The sequence below is a fragment of the Roseburia sp. OM03-7AC genome, assembly GCF_003462625.1.
Lineage (GTDB): Bacteria > Bacillota > Clostridia > Lachnospirales > Lachnospiraceae > Roseburia_C > Roseburia_C amylophila.
In genome coordinates, this window is sequence record NZ_QTZJ01000005.1 from 137139 (window position 1) to 160496 (window position 23358).

The window sequence follows — 23358 nt, forward strand, 5'->3', positions numbered from 1 at the left end:
CTTTTTCTCTTTCTATTTTTCTTTGCAAATGATTCTGCATCTAAAATTTTTCTTCTATATATAAGCTGGGATAACCTAAATTGTAATAAAATGTCCTGAGAAAATCAGGAAGCCAAACATCACCAGATTTAATGTGATTCCCCATGATGCCAGTGCATACCAGGTTTTCTTCTTATATTTCTTATAGAACTTCGACTTCTTCTGATAGATTTCCGTAACTGCCAGCAATATGCCATGATAGAGTCCGTACAAAATATAATGCACCGTCAGACCATGCCACACACCCATCACCAGCATATTGATAAGAAAGCCTGCTGCTGCACCGTTTAATCTGCTTTTAAACCATTTTTTGTGCATGGATAACATCATAAATCTGGAAAAGACAAAATCCCGAAACCACTCGGACAGGGAAATATGCCACCTTGCCCAGAATTCTTTCATATCCCGGCTGATAAACGGTTTCTTAAAGTTATCCGGTACGCAGATGCCAAGCATATAGCCGGTTCCCACTGCCATCAGACTGTATCCCGCAAAATCAAAAAACATATAAAAACCATAGCTGTATGCATAACAAACCATATTCCCTGCTGTCCGGTTCATGAACTGATTCATAATCTGATAGAAGAAATCCGCAAATACGAATTTATATGCTGCTCCTAAAACAAGCTTCTGTAAACCAATTCCAAACCGCTCAAGATATTCTCTTCTTCCCGGCACATTATGATAATCCTCCAAGAATCTTCTGCTCCGGTCAATGGGTCCGCAGCTAAAGGTTGGAAAGAAGATTAAAAATGCTGAAAAATCAAGGATTTTCACCTCTTCTATGGTGCCATCATAAAGTTCAATGATAATCTGCACCACCCGGAACGTAAGGTAAGAAATTCCGGTAAACTGAAAAAGATTCATCTCCTTTAACCATGGAAGGTCACATAGTTTACATAATGCAAGTGGAAGGATGGAAAGCAGCACAAAACTGCGATAAAATGCTGCCTTTCTTCCATATTTCTTTCTTATGCATTCATATCCTCTGACCAGCATCCATTCAATCAGAAAGTATCCTGCGAAATACGCAAGCGCCGTCAGATTTCCGCCTAACACGCAGACAACCATTACACCGGATACGATAAGGTTATACCAGCGCAGGCTCCTTTCCATACAGCCAAGAATCAATGCGAAAAGCAATAACAGAATCAATGTGCCAAAGAATGGTGCTCCGCTGTAAAAACTCATTCTGCCAGACCTCCAAGATATTTTCGGTCTGCCTTGCCATGGTTATTCATTGGCATGGTTTCGATATATTTTATTTTCTTTGGAATCATATAAACCGGAAGGAATTCCTTCAGACCGTTTTTTACCTGTCTTGAAATCTCAGATGCTTTCTTTCCTGCCATCTGTGCTCCTGTCACAAATGCCGTCAGGCTCTTTACCTTTCCTTCTTCCAGATTCGGCACTACGACAGCATGGTCAATCTGAGGAAGTCTTACCATGTTATTCTCAATATCTTCAATTTCAATGCGGTATCCATGCAGCTTCACCTGCAAATCAATTCTTCCATTATAATAAAGCTGCCCGCCTTTTAAATATCCGGCATCTCCGGTCTTATAACCCCGGTAAGCTTTTCCATCACGGATACAATGGAAAAATGCCTTCTTTGTCAAATCTGCTCTCATATAATAACCACAGCTTACCGTATCTCCGATAATAACAATCTCGCCCTGTTCTCCTTCCGGCAACACTTTTCCGGCTTTATCCCAGATTTCGATATAAGTTCCTGGCTTTTCATGACCTACCGGAAGGGATTTGCCCCGGGCAATGGTCTCCTGCAATAACTTCTCTGTTATAGTCACATCTGTGACTGCCACCGTAGATTCTGTCGGACCATAAGTATTGATGATAACTGCCTCTGGAAAACGTTCCTTTAACTTCTCTACCGTAGCTGTAGTAAGCACTTCCTCGCAGAATAAGAAAAGTTTTAAGGCTTTGATCTTTTCCCCACAGAAATTTCGGTCTGCCAGACACATATCTGCAAAAGACGGTGTGGATACCCAGATTTCTATTTCTGACTGTTCTAAGAAGCCCAACATCTCACTATAGTCACTCTGCATCTTCTTATCCATGGTATAAAGCGTTCCGCCACAAACCAGGGAAGTATATAAATCCATTACCGATAAATCAAAAGAAAATGGTGCCTGATTCATAAAATGGGCACCGCCCTTTTCTTCCATGGTGCTGCCTAACTGCACCGACCAGTCAAGATAATGGCTGAGGCAGTCTCTTGTAATCTCTACGCCCTTAGGCTTTCCGGTGCTTCCGGAAGTAAATATGATATACCATACTTCATCTCTGGTCAGAGGCTGCAGCACATCGGTCTCGTTTGTCTCCTGTTTTACGATTTCTTCTATCTCATCTTTTCCGATTTCTGTTCCAATTTCTGTCTGATAATCACCTTCTACCACAAAGGTCAGTTCCGGTTCTACGCTTAATACGGTCTCATCCACCCGGCTTACCGGAATGCAGATATCCTGCGGCACATAGCTTCTACCTGCCTTGGCACAGGCAAGGAAGCATACCACCATATACGGGTTCTTATGTCCATATACAATAACCGGCCGCTTACGGTCCTGGCTGTTCTTTACAATCCATACTGCAAGCCGGTTGGAATATTCTTCTAACTCCTCATAAGTCAACTTTTGTTCTCTGCTTTGCACTGCACACCGCTTCGGATGTGTCAGGGCAGTTTCTCTGATGTTCTTTAAAATATCCATATCATCCCTCTTTTCTTTTTTCTAGGGACAACTATAGCACAATAAAATCACAAGAATATCACAGTTACGAATTCTTAAAGAACATTAATCTTTGCTTAGGCAGTTCTTAAAGAAATCTAAAACTTTCTACTTGGTTAATCTGTCTCAACAAAGTCCTACTGCTTTATGAAATACTTTCTTCTCCCACTGCGTTATGCTATACTGTGTTTGAAATTTATTCCTGATAAAAGGGAAATAGACAGAAAGAGAGGATTCGATGATGTTAGAATTCAGATATGACACTCAGCTTTTAATTGAAGGGGAAAATCTTGACGAGGATGCAATTAATGATTACTTTACTGAAAATTTCAAAGGAGACTGCCTTCTGGCAGTTGGTGATGAAGAACTGATTAAGATTCATTATCACACCAACGAGCCTTGGAAGGTCTTAGAATACTGCGCAGGTCTTGGTGAAATCTATGACATTGTAGTGGAGGATATGGACCGTCAGGCACGGGGGCTTCAGGGTTAATCTACACTTGACATGAACTATATTTCTATATTATTATAGTTCTTGTCTTGCGGGCATGGCGGAATTGGCAGACGCGCTAGATTTAGGTTCTAGTGGGAGACCGTGCAGGTTCAAGTCCTGTTGCCCGCAGTCCAACCACAAAAACGGTTCAGGATAATTCCTGAACCGTTTTTATTCTACTTCCCAGTCTCACAGATTGAAGATAGATTTAAACTGTCATAAATCACATGGCTTTCTTCTTCTGAAAAATCCCCACGTAATGTCAGAACGAAATCACTATATTCCGTAATCATGCGGGCATAGGTAATCGTATAGCCGCTGTCTGCTGTTTGACTGGTAATGGTCAGTGTCACACCATCTGCTGTGGTATAAGTACCGGTGCTGTCATAAGCTTCTTTAAAAATATAATCATCCTCATTTGTTATATCCGATACTTCATACTGGATAGACACCGCCTGACTGTCTCCCTTCCGGTAACTGGCAAAGAATGCTCCCCGGGAAAATGTGTCTGCATCCCTGGAATCATAACAAAGCTGACAGGCTTTTTCACTCCAGAGTGTTGGATAATTTGCTTCTATATAAGAAAGGTCAATGCCAATATTATGGTCTTTAAAAGCATCGCTTAATTTCGGATAGACATAACCCACCTCTATTTTGCCATCAATCTTTTCTTCTGCCTTCAAGCTCCATAGATCATCCTTGGTTCCTTCGGTAACGGTTCCAACGAAATCAGAAGTTTGAATAAGTTCCTCTGTCCGGTCTGTCACCTTGCTGTCTGCAAAATCAAGATTTTCTCCTGAAAATTCTTCATAATGAATCGTTGTCTCTGTGGCATTTTCCATAAATTCCGTTTCATTATCAATAATCGCAATCTGTTTTTGTGCAAGGATCCGCTCTGCCGCATATACACCACAGCCGGTGACTAAAACAAGAAGTGCCACAGCTGCTGCTGTCTGTGCCATTTTCCATGGTTTCTTCGTTTCCTTCTTCCGCATAGGTACAACCTCCTTTTGGGTTGACTGGTTTAAAATCCTCTCGTTGAGTTCTTCCGAGGGAATATCAGTTGCTATAAGGGAGTTGTGTAATAAATCATCTAAGGTTGGTTTCATATGATAAAATCCTCCAATTCCTGCTTCAGATATCTACGTGCACGCATCAGTTTACTTTTCACATTACTGATAGAGAGGGACAGCTTTTCTGCAATCTCAGCCACTTTGAAATCTTCCATATAATATAAAAGAATCACGATGCGAAGCTGCTCCGACAATTTGTATACAGCCTTCCACACGGCTTCCTGCTCTTCTTTGCTTACCATATGCTGCTCTAAGTTTTCATCTGCCGAAAATGCTTCCAGTCCCTGCTCCTTCGATAAGGGAATCTCCGCTGCAATCCTCTTTCGCCAGGCAAATTTCCGCTTCCGGTTCTGCCAGAGCTTTATGGTAATTCCAAGCAGATAGCTTTTGACATTTCCCTCTTCCTTCCAGTCCTCCTTCTCACACATTGCAAGAAAGGTATCCTGATAGAGTTCTTCTGCCTGTTCCCGGTTCTGTGTCAGCCGGATACAAAAAGAATAGATGTCCGTTCCGTATGCCTCAATGTAATGTTCCAGTAATTGTTTGTTCATGTTTCCATTCTCCCAGACCGCGCCGTCATTTGTTTTGGGATGTTTCCCTTACACCTATATATTGTAATAACAGAAGAAACGGTTGCAGTGAAAGTTATTTTTTATTCTCCCACATGACGAATCCGCTCTACCAGAGTGCCATCTCCTTCCATAAATCTGCCTGCTGCCAACGGTACGAAAATGCACAGTGCAAACAGTGTCACTATCATGACAACCACCGGAATGACAGGAATGGAAAATGCTACCTTATGATAATTCATCCGCTGAAACAACAGCACATCAATGCCAAGTCCCACCGTTGCCGTCAGGAAAAGCGAAATTCCCGCATAATACATCCCTTCTGTCAAAAGCAGCCTGCGCTGTTGTTTTCCGGTCATGCCAATGCTTTCTAATATTGCAATTTCCCGCCTTCTGCCGGATATACTGCCAAGCTCTGTATTGATATAATTCATCACACCGATAAACCCTAAAACTATAGCGATTCCCATTCCTAGCTGCCACATCTTCCGTTCTGCCGGCTTCTGCTCTTTGATACCCTTTAACTTGCTGCTCCAGGTAATATTTTTTGCATCCTTAGATTCCTGTATCAGCTCTTTGACTTTCTTTTCTGTTTCCTTATCGTATTCCTCGTCATAAATCACCGATACCTTGTATGTCCACAGGCTCTCTGCCTTATCCTCTAAAAAAGAGTCACTGACTAAAATCATAATCGTCGGTCCCATGGCAGTCGGACCGAGATACGGACTGTCATCCTCCTGTATTCCCGCAACAGATAAACTTACCTCGCTGGGTCCACGATATGGGCTGTCATCCTTCTGCAGTCCTGCAACAGATGTGCTGTATTTCTTTGTTTCCTGCCCCGGAAAATAAAAGCTTATTTTCTTATTTTTGACATCCGCATTGGTATATCCCATATATTGCTGGCATAAAAGGCAGCTTTCCCCTTCCAGAAATGATTTTTCATCAATTGCCGTTTCGTTCTGCTGATTGATATAATGAAATGTTTTTTCATCGATTCCCACCACCAGTGCCATGAAATGTTCCGGATTCTGCTGATATTCTTCTCTTACATCGTCATATTTTATATACATCCACTGGTCATAGAAATCACGCATCCACTGATCTGAAAAATCCGGCTCCCAGGGTACGACGATTGTACTGTAATTTAATTTGTGGATTTCCTTTACTCCATCTATTTTTGAAAGTTTATCACAAAATGTGTCATCGAAAGGCTGTTTCCAGTCTGATGTATCAGCCACCATACTCTTATTGGTCAGTTCCATATCAGCATCCATATATTGTAACTCTGCCGTCCGTTTGCTCTGACTTCCCGCCAGTGTTACCACACATAGAAATACAGTCAGACTGGTTGATAGTGAAAGGATGACAAGGATTGTTTTCTTCTTCATCCGGCACAGCTGCTGCCATGCCAGACGGTAAATAATATTTTTCCCGGTTCGTCTTTTCTTTCCGGTATAGACTACCTTCGAAGTCTGATATCCCAGTGCCTCCATGACAGAAATGCGCTCTGCTACTCTTACCGGCTTACGGCTGGCAAGATAGACCGTCACTGCCATAATAGCAATCGTCAGCACCAGAAATTCCGGTTTTATCGTTACAGCCATCTTTTCTGAGCGAAGTCCCAGCACCCGGATTGTTCCGGGAATTACAAGATAGGACGTCAGAAATCCTAAAACTATTCCCATTAAAATTCCGATTCCACTTAGAATAATCTGCTTCTGCCACAACAGCCGGTGCATCTGGCTTTCTGTCATTCCCACAGCACGAAGCAATCCATAATAACGGATATTATCTTCTATGGATAAATACATGATATTGTAAATCAGTAAATAGGCACTGAGGCAGGTTAACATAATGATTCCTATCATTCCAAGAAAAATTCCCTTTACCTTATCACAGTCCCATGTTGTCTGAATGTTCTGCTTCCGTTCCAGATTTAATTCTTCTTTCAGACGGTTCTCTATCCGGTCTGATGCAAACCAGAAGCGATATTGATAGTAGAGAATGCCACAGCCATAGTCTGCCTGACTGTAGCCTGCCTGTTCAAATACATCTTCTGTCACGAAACAGTTGGCCGTTTCTTCATAGTCATCTATAATACCCGTAATTTTCATAGGCTTTTCTACCTGGGTTCCATCTTTCTTCTGATAGCTTAAAAGCAGCGTATCTCCAATTGTAAGATTTTCCAACTTCCGCTTTTCCAATAGCGTCTTTGTAACCATCACCTCATCGGATGTCTCAGGATACCTTCCCTCCTGATGTAGAATGCCTGGCTGATGCATTTTCTCCCGGTAATTTTTATCCTCATATATGATAGAAATATTCTTTTCACCAATGCTTCCCAGCATAAATTCTGTAATTCCAACTACCTCAATACCAGGATCTGCTTTTACCGTCTCTTCCTGCTCTTTTGTGACTCCGCCCATCAGAATTCCATCATAGAGTTCCCCCACAGAATGCAGCCGCCAGACATACTGCATATGCATGTAGGAAGCCCCTGTCTGCATAACCGTAAACAGCATCAGCACCGCCAATACAATTGCCACAAGATACAGGCTGTTTTTCTTTCTGTTGCTCCTTATGGAACGGACTGCCATCTTACGGATGACAGCCTGATTATTATTTTTAAGCATAGAGCTTTCGTTCCTTCCTGATTTTCCCATCTTCCATGTATACAATCCGGTCTGACAACTGCGCCACGTCCATGTCATGGGTAATCAGAATTGTAGTCTGCTGATATTTTCGTGCCACTGTTTTTAACAATCCCATAACATCATGGCTGGTCTGTGTGTCAAGATTTCCCGTGGGTTCATCCGCTAAGAGAATAGCCGGCTTATAAGATAATGCCCGGGCAATTGCTGTTCTCTGCTGCTGACCGCCAGATAACGTACCCGGCAGTGCATCCCGCTTATCTTCTATTTTCAGTTGCCTTAACAATTCTTCTATATATGCCTTGTCCACATAACCTCCATCCAGCTCGATGGGCAGCACAATATTCTCATACACACTCAAATCAGGAATCAGGTTATAGCTTTGAAATACTACACCAACCTTCCTTCTTCGAAAGACTGCCTGCTCTTCCCTCGTCATTGACGCAAGGCTTTTCCCATCAACATAGACTTCTCCGGATGTTGGCACATCCAATGCTCCTAACATATGCAGCAGCGTACTTTTCCCGCTTCCGGACTTTCCGGTGATTGCCACAAATTCTCCCTCTTTTACGGTAAGGTTCACTCCATCTAAGGCTTTTACTGTATGGGTTCCCAACGGATAATATTTCTTTAACTCCTCTGTCCGTACTACTTCTTTTATTTCATTGGCAGATAAATGCAAAATTCTGCCCCCTTTCCACTTTCTGAATGCACTTCCATATAGCCGTCCTGCATCGTCACAATCTTTCGTGCCAGATACAGACCAATCCCGATTCCATCCTCATCATGGACTTCCGGTTCCCGGTAAAACCTTTGAAAAATCTGTGCCTGATGTTCCGCAGAGATTCCCCTTCCGGTATCCCGGATGCTGATTTTTCCAAAAACCTCCTGTTCCATTACTGAAATATAGATGCTTCCCCCTTTTGGAGTATATTTCACTGCATTCTCTAAAAGATTAAAAATTGCTTCCTGTGTCCACTTGGCATCGCAAAACAGTTTCAATGTCTCCGGGCAGTCCACATGGACAGAAATCTCTTTTGCTTCCGCTCCCGGTACCACTGCCGCAACCGCTAGTCCTAACACTTCAAAAATCTTTGTGTCCTTTTCACATATTTCTATGATTCCGGTTTCCAGGCGCGAAAGCTTCACCAGACTCTGCATCAGGAAATCCAGCCGTTCTGTCTGTTTTATCAGCTTTCCAATACACTCCTGCCGCCGCACCTTATCTTCCTGTTCCTCTTCTAAAATTTCCAGATATATTTTAATATTCGCCATTGGCGTTCTGCCCTGATGGGAAATATCAGAAATCAACTCTTTTATCTGTTCTTTTTCCTTATGGCTCTGTCGGTTCTTCCTGTTCCAAACATCCATAAGCTCCTGCAAATCCTGATAAATCTTATCCCAAAGGCTGTCCTTAAACTCCGCTTCATTTCCAATGTCTTCGCCTGCTTTCATCAGCGTCAGACACCGCTGTAGTTCTTCCGTAAAATCATAGATTTCCTTCTTCTGCCGATACAGTCTGACTAGAAGATAACTTATCACAATGCCACAGCCAGCTATTATTCCTATCGCAACCATTGATATCCCATCCCATATACATTTGAAATATATTTGTGTTCCGCATCCTCTATCTTTCCACGGAGCCGGTTCACATTGACTGCCAGTGTGTGTCGGTCCACATATGCTTCATCACAGTCCCACAATTGCTCTAACAGCACATTATAAGAAAGCAGCTGTCCTGCATGTTCAATAAATAAGCGTAACATCCGAAATTCCGTAGGTGTTACCATGCACTCTTTCCCCTCTATTTCTACCTTGACCCGGTCAAAGTCTATCCGCAGATATCCATCTTCATAAATATTTCTTGGATTTTCCGTCTCCCGTTTTAAAATGACCGCTATCTTCTTTAGCAGAATATGTATGGAAAATGGCTTTGTCACATAATCCTCTGCTCCCAGTTCATACCCGGATAATACATCTTCTTCCAAATCTCTTGCCGTAAGAAACATGGTCTTCACTTTCCTGCGCTCCATAATCCATTTACAAAAGCCAAAGCCCTCTCCATCCGGAAGATTTACATCCAGTATCATAAGCGAATATTCCTGCTGCAAACCCGCAAGCTTTGCCTCCTGAATGGAATAGGCACTTTCTGTCTCATACCCTGCCTGCTGCAGTGCAAAGCAAATTCCCTGGTTCAGTTCCCGGTCATCTTCCACTACTAATATTCTATCCATCTTCCCTAAACATCCTTTTTCTTATCTGTTGTCATTCGTTTTTTTCTTTCCTACTTTTCCCCGGTTCATTCCTATGTCTCATTATACAAATGCTTCCTACGTCGCGCAACGAATAGATTGTCACAGTTTTGTGATAAATGATTGAGGATAGAAAAAAGCAGGAATTACACTTTCATAATCCTGCTTTCTACTTTATCAATATTTCTTTGTCAATATTTCTTTTTCAATCTTCTGTTATTCTGTTACTTTTTCAATCCTTCCGGAATCGGTCTTCTTTTTGCGCTGAATTCACTTACATCAATCCGAATCACATTGACAATGGATACCAGTTCTTCATTAAAAGTAAAATCGCCTCCGGTCTGGCATTTCATCAAAATGGAAAGTGCCTGCATTTTCTCATTTACATCCTCTACGATAACAGCTTTCCCTTTTCCCATAACACAGGAATAGGAATTACCATACTGACATGCCACCTTTCCTTCAAATGGCACCACATCACACTCCATTTCAAAGCATACCTTCGGATTCTTCTCTATCAAATCATACTTATAACCCTTCTTTGCTCCATGAAGGTAAATCACCATTTTCCCATCTTCATAGGTATAGCCGTAATTCATCGGTAACACATAAGGCTGGTCACCATCCACAAGTCCCACATGCACAATCTTGCAGGCATCCATAATCTTAAGGATTTCATTTATATCTGTTACTTCACGTTCTCTTCTTGTCATGCTTTTTCTCCTCCAAGTACATCAAACATATCTTTCTTTTCTTCTATACACTGTAATAAAACTGCTAAATATTCGTCTTGTTCATTAAACTCTAATTCCATTTCTCCATTTGGATCATAACCAAAAATACTTTCATACTCTTCTCTTGCTTTTTTTAATTCACCTGTTTCTTTCCCATAATACATTGTTTCACCATTCCTTCCAATCTTTATATATTTCTCCAAAGATTTTTGAAAGCCTTCCTAACACCTCATTGTCTTAATCATAAAGCATTCTACCTAATTACGCAAACGCTTCTTTTTCTCCTTTTGAAGATGAAATGAAGACGAAGATATTCAAAATCCCTCTTAAAAATAAAATAAAGATAAAAATGTCAGCCTCTTAGTATTATTTTTCTTTACTCTTCTCATCGGACTTTACATTTCCGTGCTGTTTCATTCTTCCCACAACCCCCGCATTAATAGCGGCTTTACAGATATTTTTTCGTACAAAAAAACGTCATTCATATGAATGACGCTTTTCACTGTTAATGAGACATCGGGGATTCGAACCCCGGACAACTTGATTAAAAGTCAAGTGCTCTACCAACTGAGCTAATATCCCATACATATTTAGTTCGATAAGTGCTCTTTCCAAATCCTTTTGGAATCCTTCAAGATACATCACAGCTTAACTGGGCTAGTTGGATTCGAACCAACGTATGCAGCAGTCAAAGTGCTGTGCCTTACCGCTTGGCGATAGCCCATCAATTTTACAAAAGATGCTCTAACCATCGCATCAAGGTGGATACAGGGATTCGAACCCTGGGCCTCCAGAGCCACAATCTGGCGCGCTAACCAACTGCGCTATACCCACCATAAGATTCCGGCCATCAGGCGGTCTCTCTTCCCTCTCGGGAAAATGTGCTCGAAGGGATTCGAACCCCCGACCCACGGCTTAGAAGGCCGTTGCTCTATCCAGCTGAGCTACGAACACATATCTAATTTTCCAATTAGAAAGCGGGTGATGGGAATCGAACCCACGTATCCAGCTTGGAAGGCTGGTGTTCTACCATTGAACTACACCCGCATGAAGTCGGGGTGACAGGATTCGAACCTGCGACCTCCTGGTCCCAAACCAGGCGCTCTAGCCAAGCTGAGCCACACCCCGTCAACGCTATTTAAATTTCTTTTTCCGTGACGCAAGACATATTATATTATAGCATATACCAATTGTCAACATTTATTTTCAAATTTTTTCAAAAAATTTTTACAACTCCGAATCTTGCCCCAATTTATAAAGGTTTTTTGGGTTTTTCTTCTTCAGAAAGGTATTTGAGCTGATAGTCCGGAGTACCATTTGCGTCGATTTCCATCACGATATAAGACGGCAGATGTCCATCCTGACGAGGATATGATGTGCTGCCCGGATTCAATGCCACTACACCATGATCCTTTTCTATAAGCGGTCTGTGGGTGTGTCCGAACATTACAATATCCATGCCTCTTCCCCTTGCCTCTTTCTTGATATCCTCCAGACCGGCAGAAACATAATAGTAGTGTCCATGGGTAATCAATGCCTTTAATCCTCCGATTTCAATTTCCTTTTCTTTCGGAAGTTCAGAGAAAAAGTCATTATTTCCTGCCACAATGTCCAGTGGACATCCTGCCAGTTCCGCAATATAGTCCTCATAACCTTCTGCATCTCCCAGATGAATCATACGGTCAAAAGGTCTTTCTTTTTCCATAATCGTTATCAGATTTTCATGTTTCTTATGGGTATCACTTACTATCAATACTCTCATCTTTTATCTTCCTTTATGATAAACCTTTTCCCATGAGTGCTTCTTTCATTGCGCGTAATGCTTTTCCACGATGGCTCATTTCATTCTTCTTATCCGGTGGCAAGCTTGCTGTGGAGCAGTTATATTCATCCACATAAAAGATTGGATCATAGCCAAATCCATTTTCACCCTGAGGCTCAAATCCAATATATCCCTCAATTGTCTCACGGGTTACCAGTGTTTCTTTATCCGGTAATACAGCCGCAATTGCACATACAAAGCGTGCGGTCCGCTGTTCCTTTGGTACTCCATTCAGACGATCCAAAAGATTCTGGTTTTTTATGGTATAAGAGGTATCTTCTCCCATATAACGGGCGGAATATACACCCGGTTCCTTATTCAGATAATCAATTTCCAGACCAGAATCATCAGCTAAAACAATAGCATCTGTATATGCTGCCACAGCTTTTGCCTTAATCAGTGCATTTTCTTCAAAAGTAGTTCCATTTTCTTCAATATCCACGCTGATTCCGGCTTCTTTCATAGAAAGAATCTCTACATCAAGATCCGATAAAATCATGCGGATTTCTTTCATCTTGTCCTTGTTTCCTGTTGCAAATATTATTTTATTCATCTTAATATCCCTCCTGGAATGCCCGGTAAATTGCATTATAAATTGCCTGTGCTGCCTCTTTCTGATATGATTCATCATTCAACCGGTTCAGTTCATCCTGATTTGTCATAAAGCCTACTTCTATCAATGCTACCGGCATCTCTGCTGTTCGTATAATATAAATCTCGTGTCCTTTTACAATTCCCTTACTGGTACTTCCTAACGCCGCTGTCATTTCTTCTAAGCAAATCTGGGCTAACTGCATACTTCCATTTTCCTCAGATGCCTTCTCTTCATCATACATGACTGCTGTTCCGTTGATACTGGACATTCTTCCGCTCTTGGTAGAATTATTATGTACGCTGATAAAGAGGTCTGCCCCGGCTTTGTTTGCCATATCTACACGCTGTTCAAGACTTGGATTGCTGTCATCCGTTCTCGTATAGTAGACTCCGACGCTCTCATCTCCTGCTTCATCAAATAATTCCTTTACTTTAAGCACTATAGCAAGGTCAATATCTTTCTCATTAATGCCCTGCTTTGTAGCTCCCGGTGCATTTCCACCATGTCCTGCATCTATTACCACAACTTTATCATAGACTTCATGTGGTGTCAAAAAATCCATATAAATATAATGCTCGTCAGATGTCTTTTGTAATTCCACCACACTATCTAAAGAGATCTCAATTACACCATATTCCGGCTCACTTTCATAAGTCAGATTATCTATATGATAGCTCTTTCCTATCATTGGATAGTTATAAAGATAATTCTCATCTGCTCCCGGAATTTTAATGGTAATGGTCTGGGTCAGATAGTCATTTTCTACGCTGACATCTTCCGGTGTCACATTTTCCGGTAATGCAATACGAAGCTGCTGATCAAAGCTGATGCCCTCCTGGCTGTCTACATTTGCCGTATTATACTGCAACATTTCCAGCGCATCCATATTTTCCTTGCGCTCGATGGCTTCCTGTGCCCGAAGTTCCCTGTTTTCCTCTGCCCGGATATGAAGTTGTGGAAAAAACAGCAGCGTTCCTGCCACAATAATGCTTATGGCAGTGATCATCACGGTAGCTGCTTTAATAACTTTCTCTTCCATCCCGCTCTGACTTACCTTTCTTTTGCATATGCTTTTATACAAAGATTTGCAGACTGGGTTTCTTCTACATTTTCCCAGTTCTTGCCGTTGGTACTGATATATCCCTCTCCATCGGAAAGATCTACGTTTCTGGTTGATTCATCTGCCTTATATTCAATTGCCATTGGATGCACGGAATCCGGAGTCTTTATCATCAGTACAATGGCAAATTTTTCACCTTTGTCCACTGCAATTTTCTTATCAAAAGTAACGGTATAAAAGCCTGCATTATCAAACTTTCCGGAAGCTACTTTCTGCCGTTTGGACAGACTTTCCCTTCCATCATAGTCCTTTACTACATATACTTCATATTCCGTATTTTTCCCGGTTGCATAGAAGCCTGCTGCCTCTAAATTCTCATTGTTTTCCGCTGTATATACATTTGCTCCGTAAATGGTATCACGGTTGTATCCCAGCTGACCGACCCAGCCACATAAATCGGACTGATAAATCATATCATAATTATCGGTATCTTCTACTCCGGTATAAACCAGATTGTGAATTCCTACATTGGTATCATAATAAGAGACATAGAATACTCCATTGTCTCCAAAATCTTTTCCCCAGCTGTTCTGGCAGATAAATGCACCGTCTCCCTCTAAATCTCCCGGGAAATTCTCTTTCGCATAACTGTCATCCCAGCCAATAATTGCCACATCATGATTCGGCTTTTCTGAACCAACATAGCAATAAGAATTGGTCTCCTGATTAAAATATTCGGAACGGCTGTTGACATTCTGCAGTGTACTGTAAATAGAAGTCTCGACTGCACCATATTTAAAAACTGCCTCTTTAATCTTCTCCAAATCCTTGCTTTCAATAATCTGCGCTTCCTGCACATGTTTGACTGGAGCTAAATTCTTTGTCAGCTCACCGTCATATGGGTCGTCCTTTTCCAATACCGGTCCCTGCCATGCAGTCAGATATGCCAGGCTCATAGTATACTCTCCACCATCATTCTGTCCTAAGCCAAAACTGTTTCCAAGGCTCATGTTATCGGTTGAAAATACATCATTTTCTTCCGGAAGCAGCATGGATTCCAGTGCTGCCAGGGAAGATGCAGCCCAGCAGGTTCCCTTATTTCCCTGGTTCTTCACCTGCGGTGCTCTTCCTCTCTCCCGCAAGTCATAATGAGATGGCAGAATGCTTGTCTCAGAAGAAGTATTCACCACCACTGCTTCATTTTTGTTAACATCCCAGGCATAAGAATAACCAAGCTTCGAAGCAATGACTTCTGCCGGCACATAATAACGATCATCAATCCGTGTCAGTGCGGAAGAAAATTTCTCCTTCTCATCATTTATCCGTACTTCCTGGTCATCTAAGCTCATCCACAAGCTGTCTGAATATTTTTCTATCAAAAGAGCCGTGTCATCGTAAAGATGCACGCTGCAGTTATAACTGTCCCGAATCAAGTCCAATGGTACCATCAGATTCAGATTTTCATCCATATAGATTCCATTGTGCTTGTTGGTATATACTTTATTATCAATCGCTACCGTAAGATTCTTCTCATTGATGCTTTTTGCAATCAGAGGGTTCCAGTCGCTGCTCTGCAAATCTGCACCACGGAACTGTCCGATTTCTTCGGTTACACCCTTCAAATTGGCAAATTTCAGTATCAATGCAAGAACTAAAAGTAACGTGAATACTACATATCTCTTAGAATAACGTACTTTTTCCCTCACTCTTTTGTCCCTTTCCGTTTTGGTGGCTTCGGTCCCATGAACTGATAGAAATATGTCTTTAACATTCCATTATAAATCTTGCGGTTTTTATCCGGTTTTCTTCCGATATCCTTTGGTGCATTCTCATAGCTGGTAATCAGGTACATAGACCATGAATCCAGCCTTCTGTATGCCTCACCAATTGTCCTGTATAATTCCGGCAATGCTGCCTTTTCTTCCAGCCGCTCACCATATGGCGGATTGGATATGATAAATCCGTATTTTTTCGGATGGTTCAACTGGCTTACCGGTCTCTGCTGGAAATGAATCATGCCATCCACACCGGCACGCTTTGCATTTTCTCTTGCTGCACGCACAATTTCTTCATCAATATCATATCCCTGGATATCCACCTTAATATCGGTATCCACCATTTCCTGGGCTTCATTTACTGTATCATACCAGAGCTGACGCGGTATCAGGTTTGTCCACTGCTCTGCTAAGAAACTACGGTTCATGCCCGGTGCTATATTGGCTGCAATCATTGCTGCTTCAATCGGAAATGTCCCACTTCCGCAGAATGGATCTACTAATATTCTGTCCTTATTCCATGGAGTCAGCATTATCAATGCTGCTGCAAGGGTCTCTGTGATTGGTGCCTTACTGGTAAGAGTCCGGTAGCCTCTCTTATGTAAAGATTCTCCGGAGGTATCTAATGCTGCCATTACTTCATCCTTCAACAGGAAAATTCGTACCGGATAGGATGCACCACTTTCTTCAAACCAATTGGTATGATATTTCTGTTTCAGCCGTTCTACCATTGCCTTCTTAACAATAGACTGGATGTCTGACGGACTGAACAATTTACTCTTTATGGAAGAAGCCTTGGTGACCCAGAATTTACCATTTTCAGGAATATACTCTTCCCATGGAAGTGCCTTGATTCCTTCAAATAATTCATCAAATGTCTCCGCTTTAAATTTTCCTACCCGAAGCAGCACACGCTCCGTTGTACGCAGGAAAATATTTGCACGGCAGATTGCCTCTGCATCACCAATGAAAGTCACTCTTCCATCTTCCACCTCTGAGATTTCATATCCCAGATCATATATTTCTTTTTTCAAAACTGATTCTAAGCCAAAATGACATGGCACTGTTAATTCGTATGTTTTCATATGTTCTTTCTCCATTATCACTACTATCTTATCTGTTCTAAATGACACTGTCAATGTTCTTTTCTATCCATTTAGTGCATTTAGGCCTCCAATCAGAGTATATATCTGATATCCCTGCCGCGTCAGTCTTTTTGCTGCATACATACTTGTATTTCCATACTCACAACACAGCAGTATCTTGCGATTTTTCGGCAACTTATGCTCCCAGTGTTCTATCTCATCATAAGGATAACAGTGGGCATTTCTCAAATGAAATACCTGAAAATCCTCCCTGCTTCTCAAATCAACAATATATATCTGTGGATCATCTTTTAGTTTCCATAATTCCGCTACACTGATAGCCGTAAATCTCATATGCCATCTCCCCCAAAAATCTCCTGACTTTTTCTGCTATAAAAAACAGATTACAAAGTGTTCCTTGTAATCTGTTTCTTATTTTAATATATGCAGTTTTTCAATAAGATTGACCTAGTAATTACATTTGTTGGATGTCTTGTTATCCGCCTTATTATCACTTCTGTTGCTGGTCTTATTGCCTGCTTTGTTGCCGGTTTTGTTATCCGCATTTTCAAAATCATTATCAGCATTCATTGTGCGGTTTACATTGCTTGTTTTGTTTTTTGCATTATCTGCATTTTTTGCCATAATATCGCCTCCTTTTTTATCAGATACTTTTTCTTTTGATTCTCTGATACAGTGATATTATTTCTTAATTTCTTCTTATTATTCTCATTTGCATTGCATTTTAAAAACTTTTATATTATAATTTTTTTCGTATAAGAATTGTTTTTTTATACAGTTATACCCCTTATTAATTATTTATACTCCCCTCAAGAAAGCCACAGGAATCCTAAGATTCATGTGGCTTTCTTATTTACGCGAGTAGCGAGAAAAATCTGAGAGAAAAGAAGGAGCCAAGCTCGCTTGAGCAAACTTCTTTTCTACTCAGATTTTGCGAGCACCGCGATAGCTCGCAAAACGTATTTCTCGTAGTTATTGTTCTTTACATATTATAGAAATTCATATTTTCCTGCAGTTCCATATTCATCTCGCCGCCGTTCTTCTCATATCTGGTACGGAATCCATCGATATGACGCAGTTTACGTTCCTGGAATATTTTAAACCGGCTGATCATATCCTGATACATCGGGTTTGCCTCTAATGCATCCCTGTATTTCTTGGCAAACGGACAATAACGGAACAGAATATCCCTTGCTACACGGTTCAGGCGGAAACTGCCGCCTGCCTCGTATTTAATCCATCCAATATAATCAGAAATAAATACTTCACGATAGTTATTCTTTGACTTCCAGAGTGTATTCTTAATCTTCTCCTTTGCCTCTGTGGATAAATCACGGTTTTTCCGATAGTACTGGATATAATCACAATATTCTGAAGTTAGGGATTTCTCTGTAATATCATTCCAACGCATTCCCTGTATCTTACGGCACATTTCCCAACGGAATCTTCCGCAGGTCTCTATCATCATATCCTGCAGGCTGTAGATAGTCATAACCGGGAAAACAAATCGGGCGGATGTATCACGTTTTACTCCGGCAGTCTCCTGCCACATCATTGCTTTCATTCCCACATTCGGCATCAGAATAACATCTGGAAATACTTCTTTTTGCACCGGTTCAGCATTTACACCATGCATCGGATCTGAAAAAATCACTTCACGGTAGAACAACGAATAATCAACTTCACGGACTTTTTTGATTGCCTCCTCAATCCGCTCTGCAGTCACCAGCATCTTCTCTGCTTCCTGCACCATGTCATGCTTGCTCAGAATCGGACAGAAGGTACTTACTTTTCCATAAGTTGCCCGGTTCGTTGACACAAACATATTATTCATCTCATATTTGGTCTTTTCCCAGCAGTCTGTTTTCAACCGCTCCATTCCTGCTGCATCCAGCTTACCCATCCGCTTCTGCTCTGCCAGATATCCATTATAATCCAGGTCAAATTCATTCCGGCTTGGTTCATTCTTTCCTTCATAGATGCTCTTTAGCCACTCAAACATGGTATAGACATGGTCGCTTTTACACTTGAACAGTTTATCTGTCAAATCATAAAGTTCATTAGCGGTATCTTCTCCTACCATTCCCACATCCATAAATCCAAAATTCAAAAACATCTGAATAACCGGGTCTAGGTCATCCGCATCTTTCATGGCATGCTTAAATACATTTTTATAAGTAGCATAGAATAATGCTGTCAACTCTTTCCGAAGTTTTCTCGTTTTCTCATCATTATCAAAATTATCCGGAATTGCATCATATTCATGCATTTTGCTTCGAATTTTATGTACATCCTCTGCTGCCACTCCTGCATATTCTAAGATATGTACCAGACAGTCCTCTGTTTCTTCTTCCTCTTCTCCATCGGTTTCCGCATATTCCTGTTCCAGTAAATCTTCCGTTCCCTGAACCAGCTTATCCTCTGCCTGCGGCTTTGGTACTTCACCAATCAGTTCTCCTGCAAAGTTATATATTGCATCTGCCTTTATCTTTATATTGCTAAAATCATAAGTCTGATATTCCGTAATTCGTTTGTCCCGTTCTCCTGCATCTCCCAGACGGTTGTCCTTGATAAACTGTAACAATGGCTCTATTGCCTGTCGTATTTCCTCGATGTCAGCTCCACTTGCTGCTGCACGGGCTGCCATGTCAAAATAAAGCTGTAATAAATCCATTCGATTGGTATCCAGATACAGATTTACATGCTCCTGTAAATATTCTTTTGCATGGTCAATCTCTCTTACCGCTTTGCACATAGCTCTTGCTGCCTGCATAATCTGTCCCGTCAGCAAATCCTCTTTCTGCTGAAAGAAATCCATAGTTCCACTATTCCCAAGTTCTGCCAGTTCATGGAAATAATCCGCTTCCCATTTCGGTGCCATATTGGTTCTTACATAAGGCTGCAGGCTCTCTATTCTCCGGAAACTTTTCTCCTGAATGCAATATTTTCTACATAACTCCTGATATTTCTGATACATTGCCAGTGCAAAGCTATAATATTTTTCTGTACTGTTTTGAAATCTCTGGTTTCGTCCAAGCATATGGTCTGCCTCACGAATTGCCACAGATAAAAATGCTGCTGCATATTTCGGCTGACTGATAAATATCTTACCAAAGTCCTCCGGAGCATGATAATGAAACGGATAAAGTGTTACATCATCCGCTGCCACATAATCTGCTATATATTCTTCTTCTGCACAATCCATCAGACCTATTATATTACCGCTTCCAATCTGCACTTCTTCCAGCTTAGACACCTGTCTCACTGTTCCATGAATTACCATATACAGTGCATTTACCGCTGTTCCATGCTTGATAAAGCATTTCCCTGCCGGGACCTTAATCATTGCCATAACACAAATTCCTCTGTTATTTCTATATTAAAATTACTTTATTATACTTGCTTATTAAAATCTTTTGTTCATACCCATTGCTATAAATAAAAAGAAAATGATTGCTACCGGAAGCAGAACCGGAAGTAAAAATGCAACTACCTGTGCAAGCAGAATTATAAGCAAAATTACAAACAGAAATACTGCCGCTAATATAAGCCAGATTCGAATTTTAATCTTCTTAAAAGAATACTCTCCGGAAGCTGTTTCCTGCCCATCCATTCCCTTTTGTGGTTCTGCTGTAGTTTTCTCTGCCGTTGCATTTTCTGCATCAATTATGCTTTTTGCAAGAAGTCTTGGATTTCCTAATTCTGCAATTACTTCAGCCTCCGTCTTTCCTTTATGAGATTCTGTAAGAATATATTCTTCATAATAGCGGAGATTATCATTCACCGCCTGCTGGCTTACCCTTCCCTGCAAAGCCTTTCTTAATTCTGTTAGGAATTCCTCTCTTGACATTTATTTTCCTCAACTCTTCTATTCCATTACTTTTTTGTTTTATTTTTTTATATAGTAGGAATTAGTTATTCTTCCGCTATAAATCAAATAATCAATTCCTACGCTTGTGCCAGAACTGCTCTCACGTTTAATCCAGTCTCCGTCACGCGTATAAGTTCCTTCCGATACATCTCCATTATCATCCTGTACATAAGTTCCATCCGCTTTAAAGGTAATGGAATATACCACATTATTACTATTCTTAAATGTACAGGTAGCATCAAAAGTATCTCCATCCGGTATCTCACCTTCATATAAATAATCTTTTGCAATCAGGTATTTTCCCTGTTTTACAAGATTCTGTACATCGCCACCATCGGAGGTCAGTGTAAGCTTATTTCCATCCATGACAAATGTTCCTGATGCCAGCTCTACTGCCTTGTCTCCCACACTGATATTCTCTTTATAAGTATTATTCTTTTCATTAAATGTAATTTCAAAAACAGTCGATGAATTATCGCTTGACATAATTTCACATGAATAAGTTCCAAGACTTCCACTATCCTTTGTCTTTACAGCAATTACCGCTACAATGGCTACTACTATAATAAGCACTGCTGCAAGAACTGATGTAAGCTTTGCATTCGCCTTTTTACTCTCATTCTTCATTAATAAATCAGTCCTCTCTGAAAAGATTTTTCACTTCTATATCATATATTTTTTATGCAAAACTGTCAAGAAAATGTAGTTATTGCAAACATTTTTCGCCATTCTGATAGAAATTCTCCATCATCTCCCTGGTAAGACTGATTTTATCATCCATGCCTGCAACCTGTTCTCTTGGTACCCATTCAGCCAGTGAAAGTTCATTCTTATCTAAAGTAATGGCATCTGTTCCTTCCACTCTGGCATAAAATCCCATCAGAAGATTGGAATCAAAGCCCCATGGCTGACTCTTATAGTATACAATATCCTTTACTTTCAATCCTACTTCTTCCATGACTTCCCTGCGAACTGTCTCTTCCGCAGTTTCGCCAATTTCTGTAAAACCTGCAATCAATGCGTATTTCTTATATTCCCTGTCTGAATATTTTGTCATCAATATTTTATTATCGTATATTACTCCCACAATTACTGCCGGAGCAATTTTCGGATAAACCATATTGCCACAGCATGCACAACGCATCATCCGCTCCTTCGTATCCGGCTGCAATTCCTTTCCGCATCTGCCACAATAACGGTTATCCCGATACCACACATACAAATGATATGCCGTTGCCGCAGCAAAACAATCTTTCTTTGAAACTGTTTCCCGCAGGCTGCGAATCGTAACCCATTCCATATTTCCAATATTATGGTTCTGCTTTTTGCTCTGCCTATTGACCTGCTCATCAAGCTGCTTTTCTACCTCTTTTTCTGCTTCTTCCTTTGTCCATACATTCAGCAGATAATACTGTACATCATCAATAGAAAACAGATATTGCAATCTTTTGTTACCGAATCCGTCAGCCTCTTGTTCTGTCTCTTTTATAAGTTCTTTTGAAAACTCTTTTATATAGAAGAAACTGATTTTAGAATCTTTTTTTACCAGGAGTTTATTTCCCGAAAATAAAAATACGATATCCTTATCCCGGCATTCTCTCTGTTGATATTCATTGTGAAATTTCATTGGTGCAATATCCTGTATCATACCTGCGCCACCCTTTTTTATATAATAAAAAGACCCCAAATCTCTGCTAAACAAAGATTCAAAGTCCTTTTTCCACGTGCGTGAGAAGATTCGAACTCCCGACACCTTGGTCCGTAGCCAAGTGCTCTATCCAGCTGAGCTACACGCACATATTAAATTATTACATACCATCGGTATGAATGCCCGCGACCGGAATCGAACCGGTACTGTGTCACCACAACAGGATTTTAAGTCCTGCGCGTCTGCCAGTTCCGCCACGCGGGCATATGGGACCTACAGGGCTCGAACCTGTGACCCTCTGCTTGTAAGGCAGATGCTCTCCCAGCTGAGCTAAGATCCCAAAACGACCCAAGCGGGACTCGAACCCGCGACCTCCGCCGTGACAGGGCGGCGCTCTAACCAACTGAGCCATTGGGCCAAATAAATTTAAAATAAAAGTGGACCTTCGGGGACTCGAACCCAGGACCGACCGGTTATGAGCCGGTTGCTCTAACCAACTGAGCTAAAGGTCCATATAAAGCCGATGATCGGACTCGAACCGATAACCTGCTGATTACAAATCAGCTGCTCTGCCAATTGAGCCACATCGGCGTATGCCTTCTGCAGACTATGAACCCAGCCTTTCAGCCAATCTTGCAGTTTACAATCCATGAGTTTTCACCCAAGTGACTCCGACGGGAATCGAACCCGTGTTACCGCCGTGAAAGGGCGATGTCTTAACCGCTTGACCACGGAGCCATATATTATTTATCAATGTTGATAAAAAAACTCCCCGAGTAGGGCTCGAACCTACAACATCACGGTTAACAGCCGTGCGCTCTACCATTGAGCTATCGAGGATTATGAATAGGCTATGCTATTTTATAACATACCTTCAAAACTTCATACAGGAATCCGAAAACTTTATTTCTAAGATGGTCATC

General features: G+C 41.2%; 22 protein-coding genes and 15 tRNA genes. 2 read left to right on the forward strand and 35 right to left on the reverse strand.

What is annotated here, in order from left to right; translation table 11 throughout:
* Window positions 1-75: 75 nt before the first annotated feature.
* Complete coding sequence (gene dltB / locus DXB39_RS10985; protein WP_117841687.1) at window positions 76-1230, reverse strand: D-alanyl-lipoteichoic acid biosynthesis protein DltB; 1155 nt, start codon at window positions 1228-1230, stop codon at window positions 76-78.
* Window positions 1227-2765, reverse strand: a complete 1539-nt coding sequence (gene dltA, locus DXB39_RS10990; RefSeq protein WP_117841686.1) for a D-alanine--poly(phosphoribitol) ligase subunit DltA — start codon at window positions 2763-2765, stop codon at window positions 1227-1229. The genes dltB and dltA overlap by 4 nt, the downstream gene beginning before the upstream one ends.
* A 259-nt stretch (window positions 2766-3024) precedes the next feature.
* On the opposite strand from dltA, the gene DXB39_RS10995 reads away from it, so the two are divergent.
* Window positions 3025-3276 carry a kinase to dihydroxyacetone kinase gene (locus tag DXB39_RS10995; protein ID WP_117841841.1) on the forward strand — a complete coding sequence of 84 codons (252 nt, stop codon included), beginning with the start codon at window positions 3025-3027 and terminating at the stop codon, window positions 3274-3276.
* Between the two features lie 49 nt (window positions 3277-3325).
* Window positions 3326-3405 (forward strand) — tRNA-Leu (locus tag DXB39_RS11000).
* Between the two features lie 47 nt (window positions 3406-3452).
* On the opposite strand, the gene DXB39_RS11005 is transcribed toward DXB39_RS11000, so the two are convergent.
* From DXB39_RS11005 to DXB39_RS11160, 33 genes are all read right to left on the reverse strand, one after another.
* Window positions 3453-4271 (reverse strand): hypothetical protein, encoded by an 819-nt coding sequence (locus tag DXB39_RS11005; RefSeq protein WP_117841685.1) that lies wholly within the window; start codon window positions 4269-4271, stop codon window positions 3453-3455.
* A gap of 110 nt (window positions 4272-4381) precedes the next feature.
* Window positions 4382-4900 carry an RNA polymerase sigma factor gene (locus tag DXB39_RS11010; RefSeq protein ID WP_117841684.1) on the reverse strand — a complete coding sequence of 173 codons (519 nt, stop codon included), beginning with the start codon at window positions 4898-4900 and terminating at the stop codon, window positions 4382-4384.
* A 101-nt stretch (window positions 4901-5001) separates the two neighbouring features.
* Window positions 5002-7554, reverse strand: coding sequence for an ABC transporter permease (locus DXB39_RS11015; protein ID WP_158565990.1), 2553 nt, complete (start codon window positions 7552-7554; stop codon window positions 5002-5004).
* On the reverse strand, window positions 7547-8254 hold the full coding sequence (locus tag DXB39_RS11020; protein WP_330416519.1) for an ABC transporter ATP-binding protein: 708 nt from the start codon (window positions 8252-8254) through the stop codon (window positions 7547-7549). The genes DXB39_RS11015 and DXB39_RS11020 overlap by 8 nt, the downstream gene beginning before the upstream one ends.
* Complete coding sequence (locus DXB39_RS11025) at window positions 8230-9150, reverse strand: sensor histidine kinase (protein ID WP_117841682.1); 921 nt, start codon at window positions 9148-9150, stop codon at window positions 8230-8232. The genes DXB39_RS11020 and DXB39_RS11025 overlap by 25 nt, the downstream gene beginning before the upstream one ends.
* Window positions 9138-9806, reverse strand: a complete 669-nt coding sequence (locus DXB39_RS11030; protein ID WP_117698517.1) for a response regulator transcription factor — start codon at window positions 9804-9806, stop codon at window positions 9138-9140. Before DXB39_RS11030 ends, DXB39_RS11025 begins: the two co-directional genes overlap by 13 nt.
* Before the next feature lie 242 nt (window positions 9807-10048).
* Window positions 10049-10537, reverse strand: coding sequence for a pyridoxamine 5'-phosphate oxidase family protein (locus tag DXB39_RS11035; protein ID WP_117698516.1), 489 nt, complete (start codon window positions 10535-10537; stop codon window positions 10049-10051).
* Window positions 10534-10722, reverse strand: a complete 189-nt coding sequence (locus tag DXB39_RS11040) for a hypothetical protein (RefSeq protein WP_118057256.1) — start codon at window positions 10720-10722, stop codon at window positions 10534-10536. The genes DXB39_RS11035 and DXB39_RS11040 overlap by 4 nt, the downstream gene beginning before the upstream one ends.
* Window positions 10723-11067: 345 nt before the next feature.
* Window positions 11068-11140 (reverse strand) — tRNA-Lys (locus tag DXB39_RS11045).
* A 70-nt stretch (window positions 11141-11210) separates the two neighbouring features.
* A tRNA-Gln gene (locus DXB39_RS11050) sits at window positions 11211-11282 on the reverse strand.
* 36 nt (window positions 11283-11318) lie between these two features.
* A tRNA-His gene (locus DXB39_RS11055) sits at window positions 11319-11392 on the reverse strand.
* 46 nt (window positions 11393-11438) lie between these two features.
* Window positions 11439-11512 (reverse strand) — tRNA-Arg (locus DXB39_RS11060).
* 22 nt (window positions 11513-11534) lie between these two features.
* Window positions 11535-11605 (reverse strand) — tRNA-Gly (locus DXB39_RS11065).
* A gap of 6 nt (window positions 11606-11611) precedes the next feature.
* Window positions 11612-11686, reverse strand: a tRNA-Pro gene (locus tag DXB39_RS11070).
* A gap of 124 nt (window positions 11687-11810) precedes the next feature.
* On the reverse strand, window positions 11811-12320 hold the full coding sequence (locus DXB39_RS11075; RefSeq protein WP_117841680.1) for a metallophosphoesterase family protein: 510 nt from the start codon (window positions 12318-12320) through the stop codon (window positions 11811-11813).
* Window positions 12321-12333: 13 nt separating this feature from the next.
* Complete coding sequence (locus tag DXB39_RS11080) at window positions 12334-12933, reverse strand: XTP/dITP diphosphatase (RefSeq protein WP_022243474.1); 600 nt, start codon at window positions 12931-12933, stop codon at window positions 12334-12336.
* Window position 12934: 1 nt separating this feature from the next.
* Entirely contained in the window at window positions 12935-14014 is a 1080-nt protein-coding gene (locus tag DXB39_RS11085; protein WP_117841839.1) for an N-acetylmuramoyl-L-alanine amidase family protein, read from the reverse strand.
* An 11-nt stretch (window positions 14015-14025) separates the two neighbouring features.
* Window positions 14026-15741, reverse strand: a complete 1716-nt coding sequence (locus DXB39_RS11090; RefSeq protein ID WP_117841679.1) for a lectin like domain-containing protein — start codon at window positions 15739-15741, stop codon at window positions 14026-14028.
* A complete protein-coding gene (locus tag DXB39_RS11095) occupies window positions 15738-16895 on the reverse strand; it encodes a THUMP domain-containing class I SAM-dependent RNA methyltransferase (RefSeq protein ID WP_117841678.1) in 1158 nt (385 codons plus the stop codon). Before DXB39_RS11095 ends, DXB39_RS11090 begins: the two co-directional genes overlap by 4 nt.
* 63 nt (window positions 16896-16958) lie before the next feature.
* Entirely contained in the window at window positions 16959-17249 is a 291-nt protein-coding gene (locus tag DXB39_RS11100) for a rhodanese-like domain-containing protein (protein ID WP_117698510.1), read from the reverse strand.
* Between the two features lie 114 nt (window positions 17250-17363).
* Window positions 17364-17540, reverse strand: a complete 177-nt coding sequence (locus DXB39_RS14785; protein ID WP_158561539.1) for a hypothetical protein — start codon at window positions 17538-17540, stop codon at window positions 17364-17366.
* Window positions 17541-17898: 358 nt separating this feature from the next.
* Window positions 17899-20268 (reverse strand): Crp/Fnr family transcriptional regulator, encoded by a 2370-nt coding sequence (locus DXB39_RS11105; RefSeq protein WP_117841677.1) that lies wholly within the window; start codon window positions 20266-20268, stop codon window positions 17899-17901.
* A 54-nt stretch (window positions 20269-20322) separates the two neighbouring features.
* Window positions 20323-20766: a DUF1700 domain-containing protein gene (locus tag DXB39_RS11110; RefSeq protein ID WP_117841676.1), complete on the reverse strand. Its 444-nt coding sequence runs from the start codon at window positions 20764-20766 to the stop codon at window positions 20323-20325.
* Between the two features lie 39 nt (window positions 20767-20805).
* A complete protein-coding gene (locus DXB39_RS11115) occupies window positions 20806-21414 on the reverse strand; it encodes a hypothetical protein (protein WP_117698507.1) in 609 nt (202 codons plus the stop codon).
* Between the two features lie 79 nt (window positions 21415-21493).
* The gene (gene nudC / locus DXB39_RS11120) at window positions 21494-22435 is read right to left on the reverse strand and encodes an NAD(+) diphosphatase (protein WP_117841675.1); all 942 of its coding nucleotides are present in this window, start codon (window positions 22433-22435) and stop codon (window positions 21494-21496) included.
* A 75-nt stretch (window positions 22436-22510) separates the two neighbouring features.
* Window positions 22511-22584, reverse strand: a tRNA-Arg gene (locus tag DXB39_RS11125).
* A 31-nt stretch (window positions 22585-22615) separates the two neighbouring features.
* Window positions 22616-22699: transfer RNA gene (locus tag DXB39_RS11130), tRNA-Leu, on the reverse strand.
* A gap of 3 nt (window positions 22700-22702) precedes the next feature.
* Window positions 22703-22775: transfer RNA gene (locus DXB39_RS11135), tRNA-Val, on the reverse strand.
* Window positions 22776-22779: 4 nt separating this feature from the next.
* Window positions 22780-22853: transfer RNA gene (locus DXB39_RS11140), tRNA-Asp, on the reverse strand.
* Between the two features lie 20 nt (window positions 22854-22873).
* Window positions 22874-22947: transfer RNA gene (locus DXB39_RS11145), tRNA-Ile, on the reverse strand.
* 6 nt (window positions 22948-22953) lie between these two features.
* A tRNA-Thr gene (locus DXB39_RS11150) sits at window positions 22954-23026 on the reverse strand.
* 75 nt (window positions 23027-23101) lie between these two features.
* A tRNA-Glu gene (locus DXB39_RS11155) sits at window positions 23102-23173 on the reverse strand.
* 30 nt (window positions 23174-23203) lie between these two features.
* A tRNA-Asn gene (locus tag DXB39_RS11160) sits at window positions 23204-23275 on the reverse strand.
* Window positions 23276-23358: the final 83 nt, after the last annotated feature.

Coding starts and splice junctions, on each gene's coding strand:
- DXB39_RS11080 (WP_022243474.1), bottom strand. CDS start 12,933: ATGAATAAAATAATATTTGCAACAGGAAACAAGGACAAGATGAAAGAA.
- DXB39_RS11075 (WP_117841680.1), bottom strand. CDS start 12,320: ATGAGAGTATTGATAGTAAGTGATACCCATAAGAAACATGAAAATCTG.
- DXB39_RS11100 (WP_117698510.1), bottom strand. CDS start 17,249: ATGAGATTTACGGCTATCAGTGTAGCGGAATTATGGAAACTAAAAGAT.
- DXB39_RS11110 (WP_117841676.1), bottom strand. CDS start 20,766: ATGTCAAGAGAGGAATTCCTAACAGAATTAAGAAAGGCTTTGCAGGGA.
- nudC (WP_117841675.1), bottom strand. CDS start 22,435: ATGATACAGGATATTGCACCAATGAAATTTCACAATGAATATCAACAG.
- DXB39_RS11010 (WP_117841684.1), bottom strand. CDS start 4,900: ATGAACAAACAATTACTGGAACATTACATTGAGGCATACGGAACGGAC.
- dltA (WP_117841686.1), bottom strand. CDS start 2,765: ATGGATATTTTAAAGAACATCAGAGAAACTGCCCTGACACATCCGAAG.
- dltB (WP_117841687.1), bottom strand. CDS start 1,230: ATGAGTTTTTACAGCGGAGCACCATTCTTTGGCACATTGATTCTGTTA.
- DXB39_RS14785 (WP_158561539.1), bottom strand. CDS start 17,540: ATGGCAAAAAATGCAGATAATGCAAAAAACAAAACAAGCAATGTAAAC.
- DXB39_RS11105 (WP_117841677.1), bottom strand. CDS start 20,268: ATGGCAATGATTAAGGTCCCGGCAGGGAAATGCTTTATCAAGCATGGA.
- DXB39_RS11085 (WP_117841839.1), bottom strand. CDS start 14,014: ATGGAAGAGAAAGTTATTAAAGCAGCTACCGTGATGATCACTGCCATA.
- DXB39_RS11115 (WP_117698507.1), bottom strand. CDS start 21,414: ATGAAGAATGAGAGTAAAAAGGCGAATGCAAAGCTTACATCAGTTCTT.
- DXB39_RS11015 (WP_158565990.1), bottom strand. CDS start 7,554: ATGCTTAAAAATAATAATCAGGCTGTCATCCGTAAGATGGCAGTCCGT.
- DXB39_RS10995 (WP_117841841.1), top strand. CDS start 3,025: ATGTTAGAATTCAGATATGACACTCAGCTTTTAATTGAAGGGGAAAAT.
- DXB39_RS11035 (WP_117698516.1), bottom strand. CDS start 10,537: ATGACAAGAAGAGAACGTGAAGTAACAGATATAAATGAAATCCTTAAG.
- DXB39_RS11040 (WP_118057256.1), bottom strand. CDS start 10,722: ATGTATTATGGGAAAGAAACAGGTGAATTAAAAAAAGCAAGAGAAGAG.
- DXB39_RS11095 (WP_117841678.1), bottom strand. CDS start 16,895: ATGAAAACATACGAATTAACAGTGCCATGTCATTTTGGCTTAGAATCA.
- DXB39_RS11025 (WP_117841682.1), bottom strand. CDS start 9,150: ATGGTTGCGATAGGAATAATAGCTGGCTGTGGCATTGTGATAAGTTAT.
- DXB39_RS11030 (WP_117698517.1), bottom strand. CDS start 9,806: ATGGATAGAATATTAGTAGTGGAAGATGACCGGGAACTGAACCAGGGA.
- DXB39_RS11005 (WP_117841685.1), bottom strand. CDS start 4,271: ATGCGGAAGAAGGAAACGAAGAAACCATGGAAAATGGCACAGACAGCA.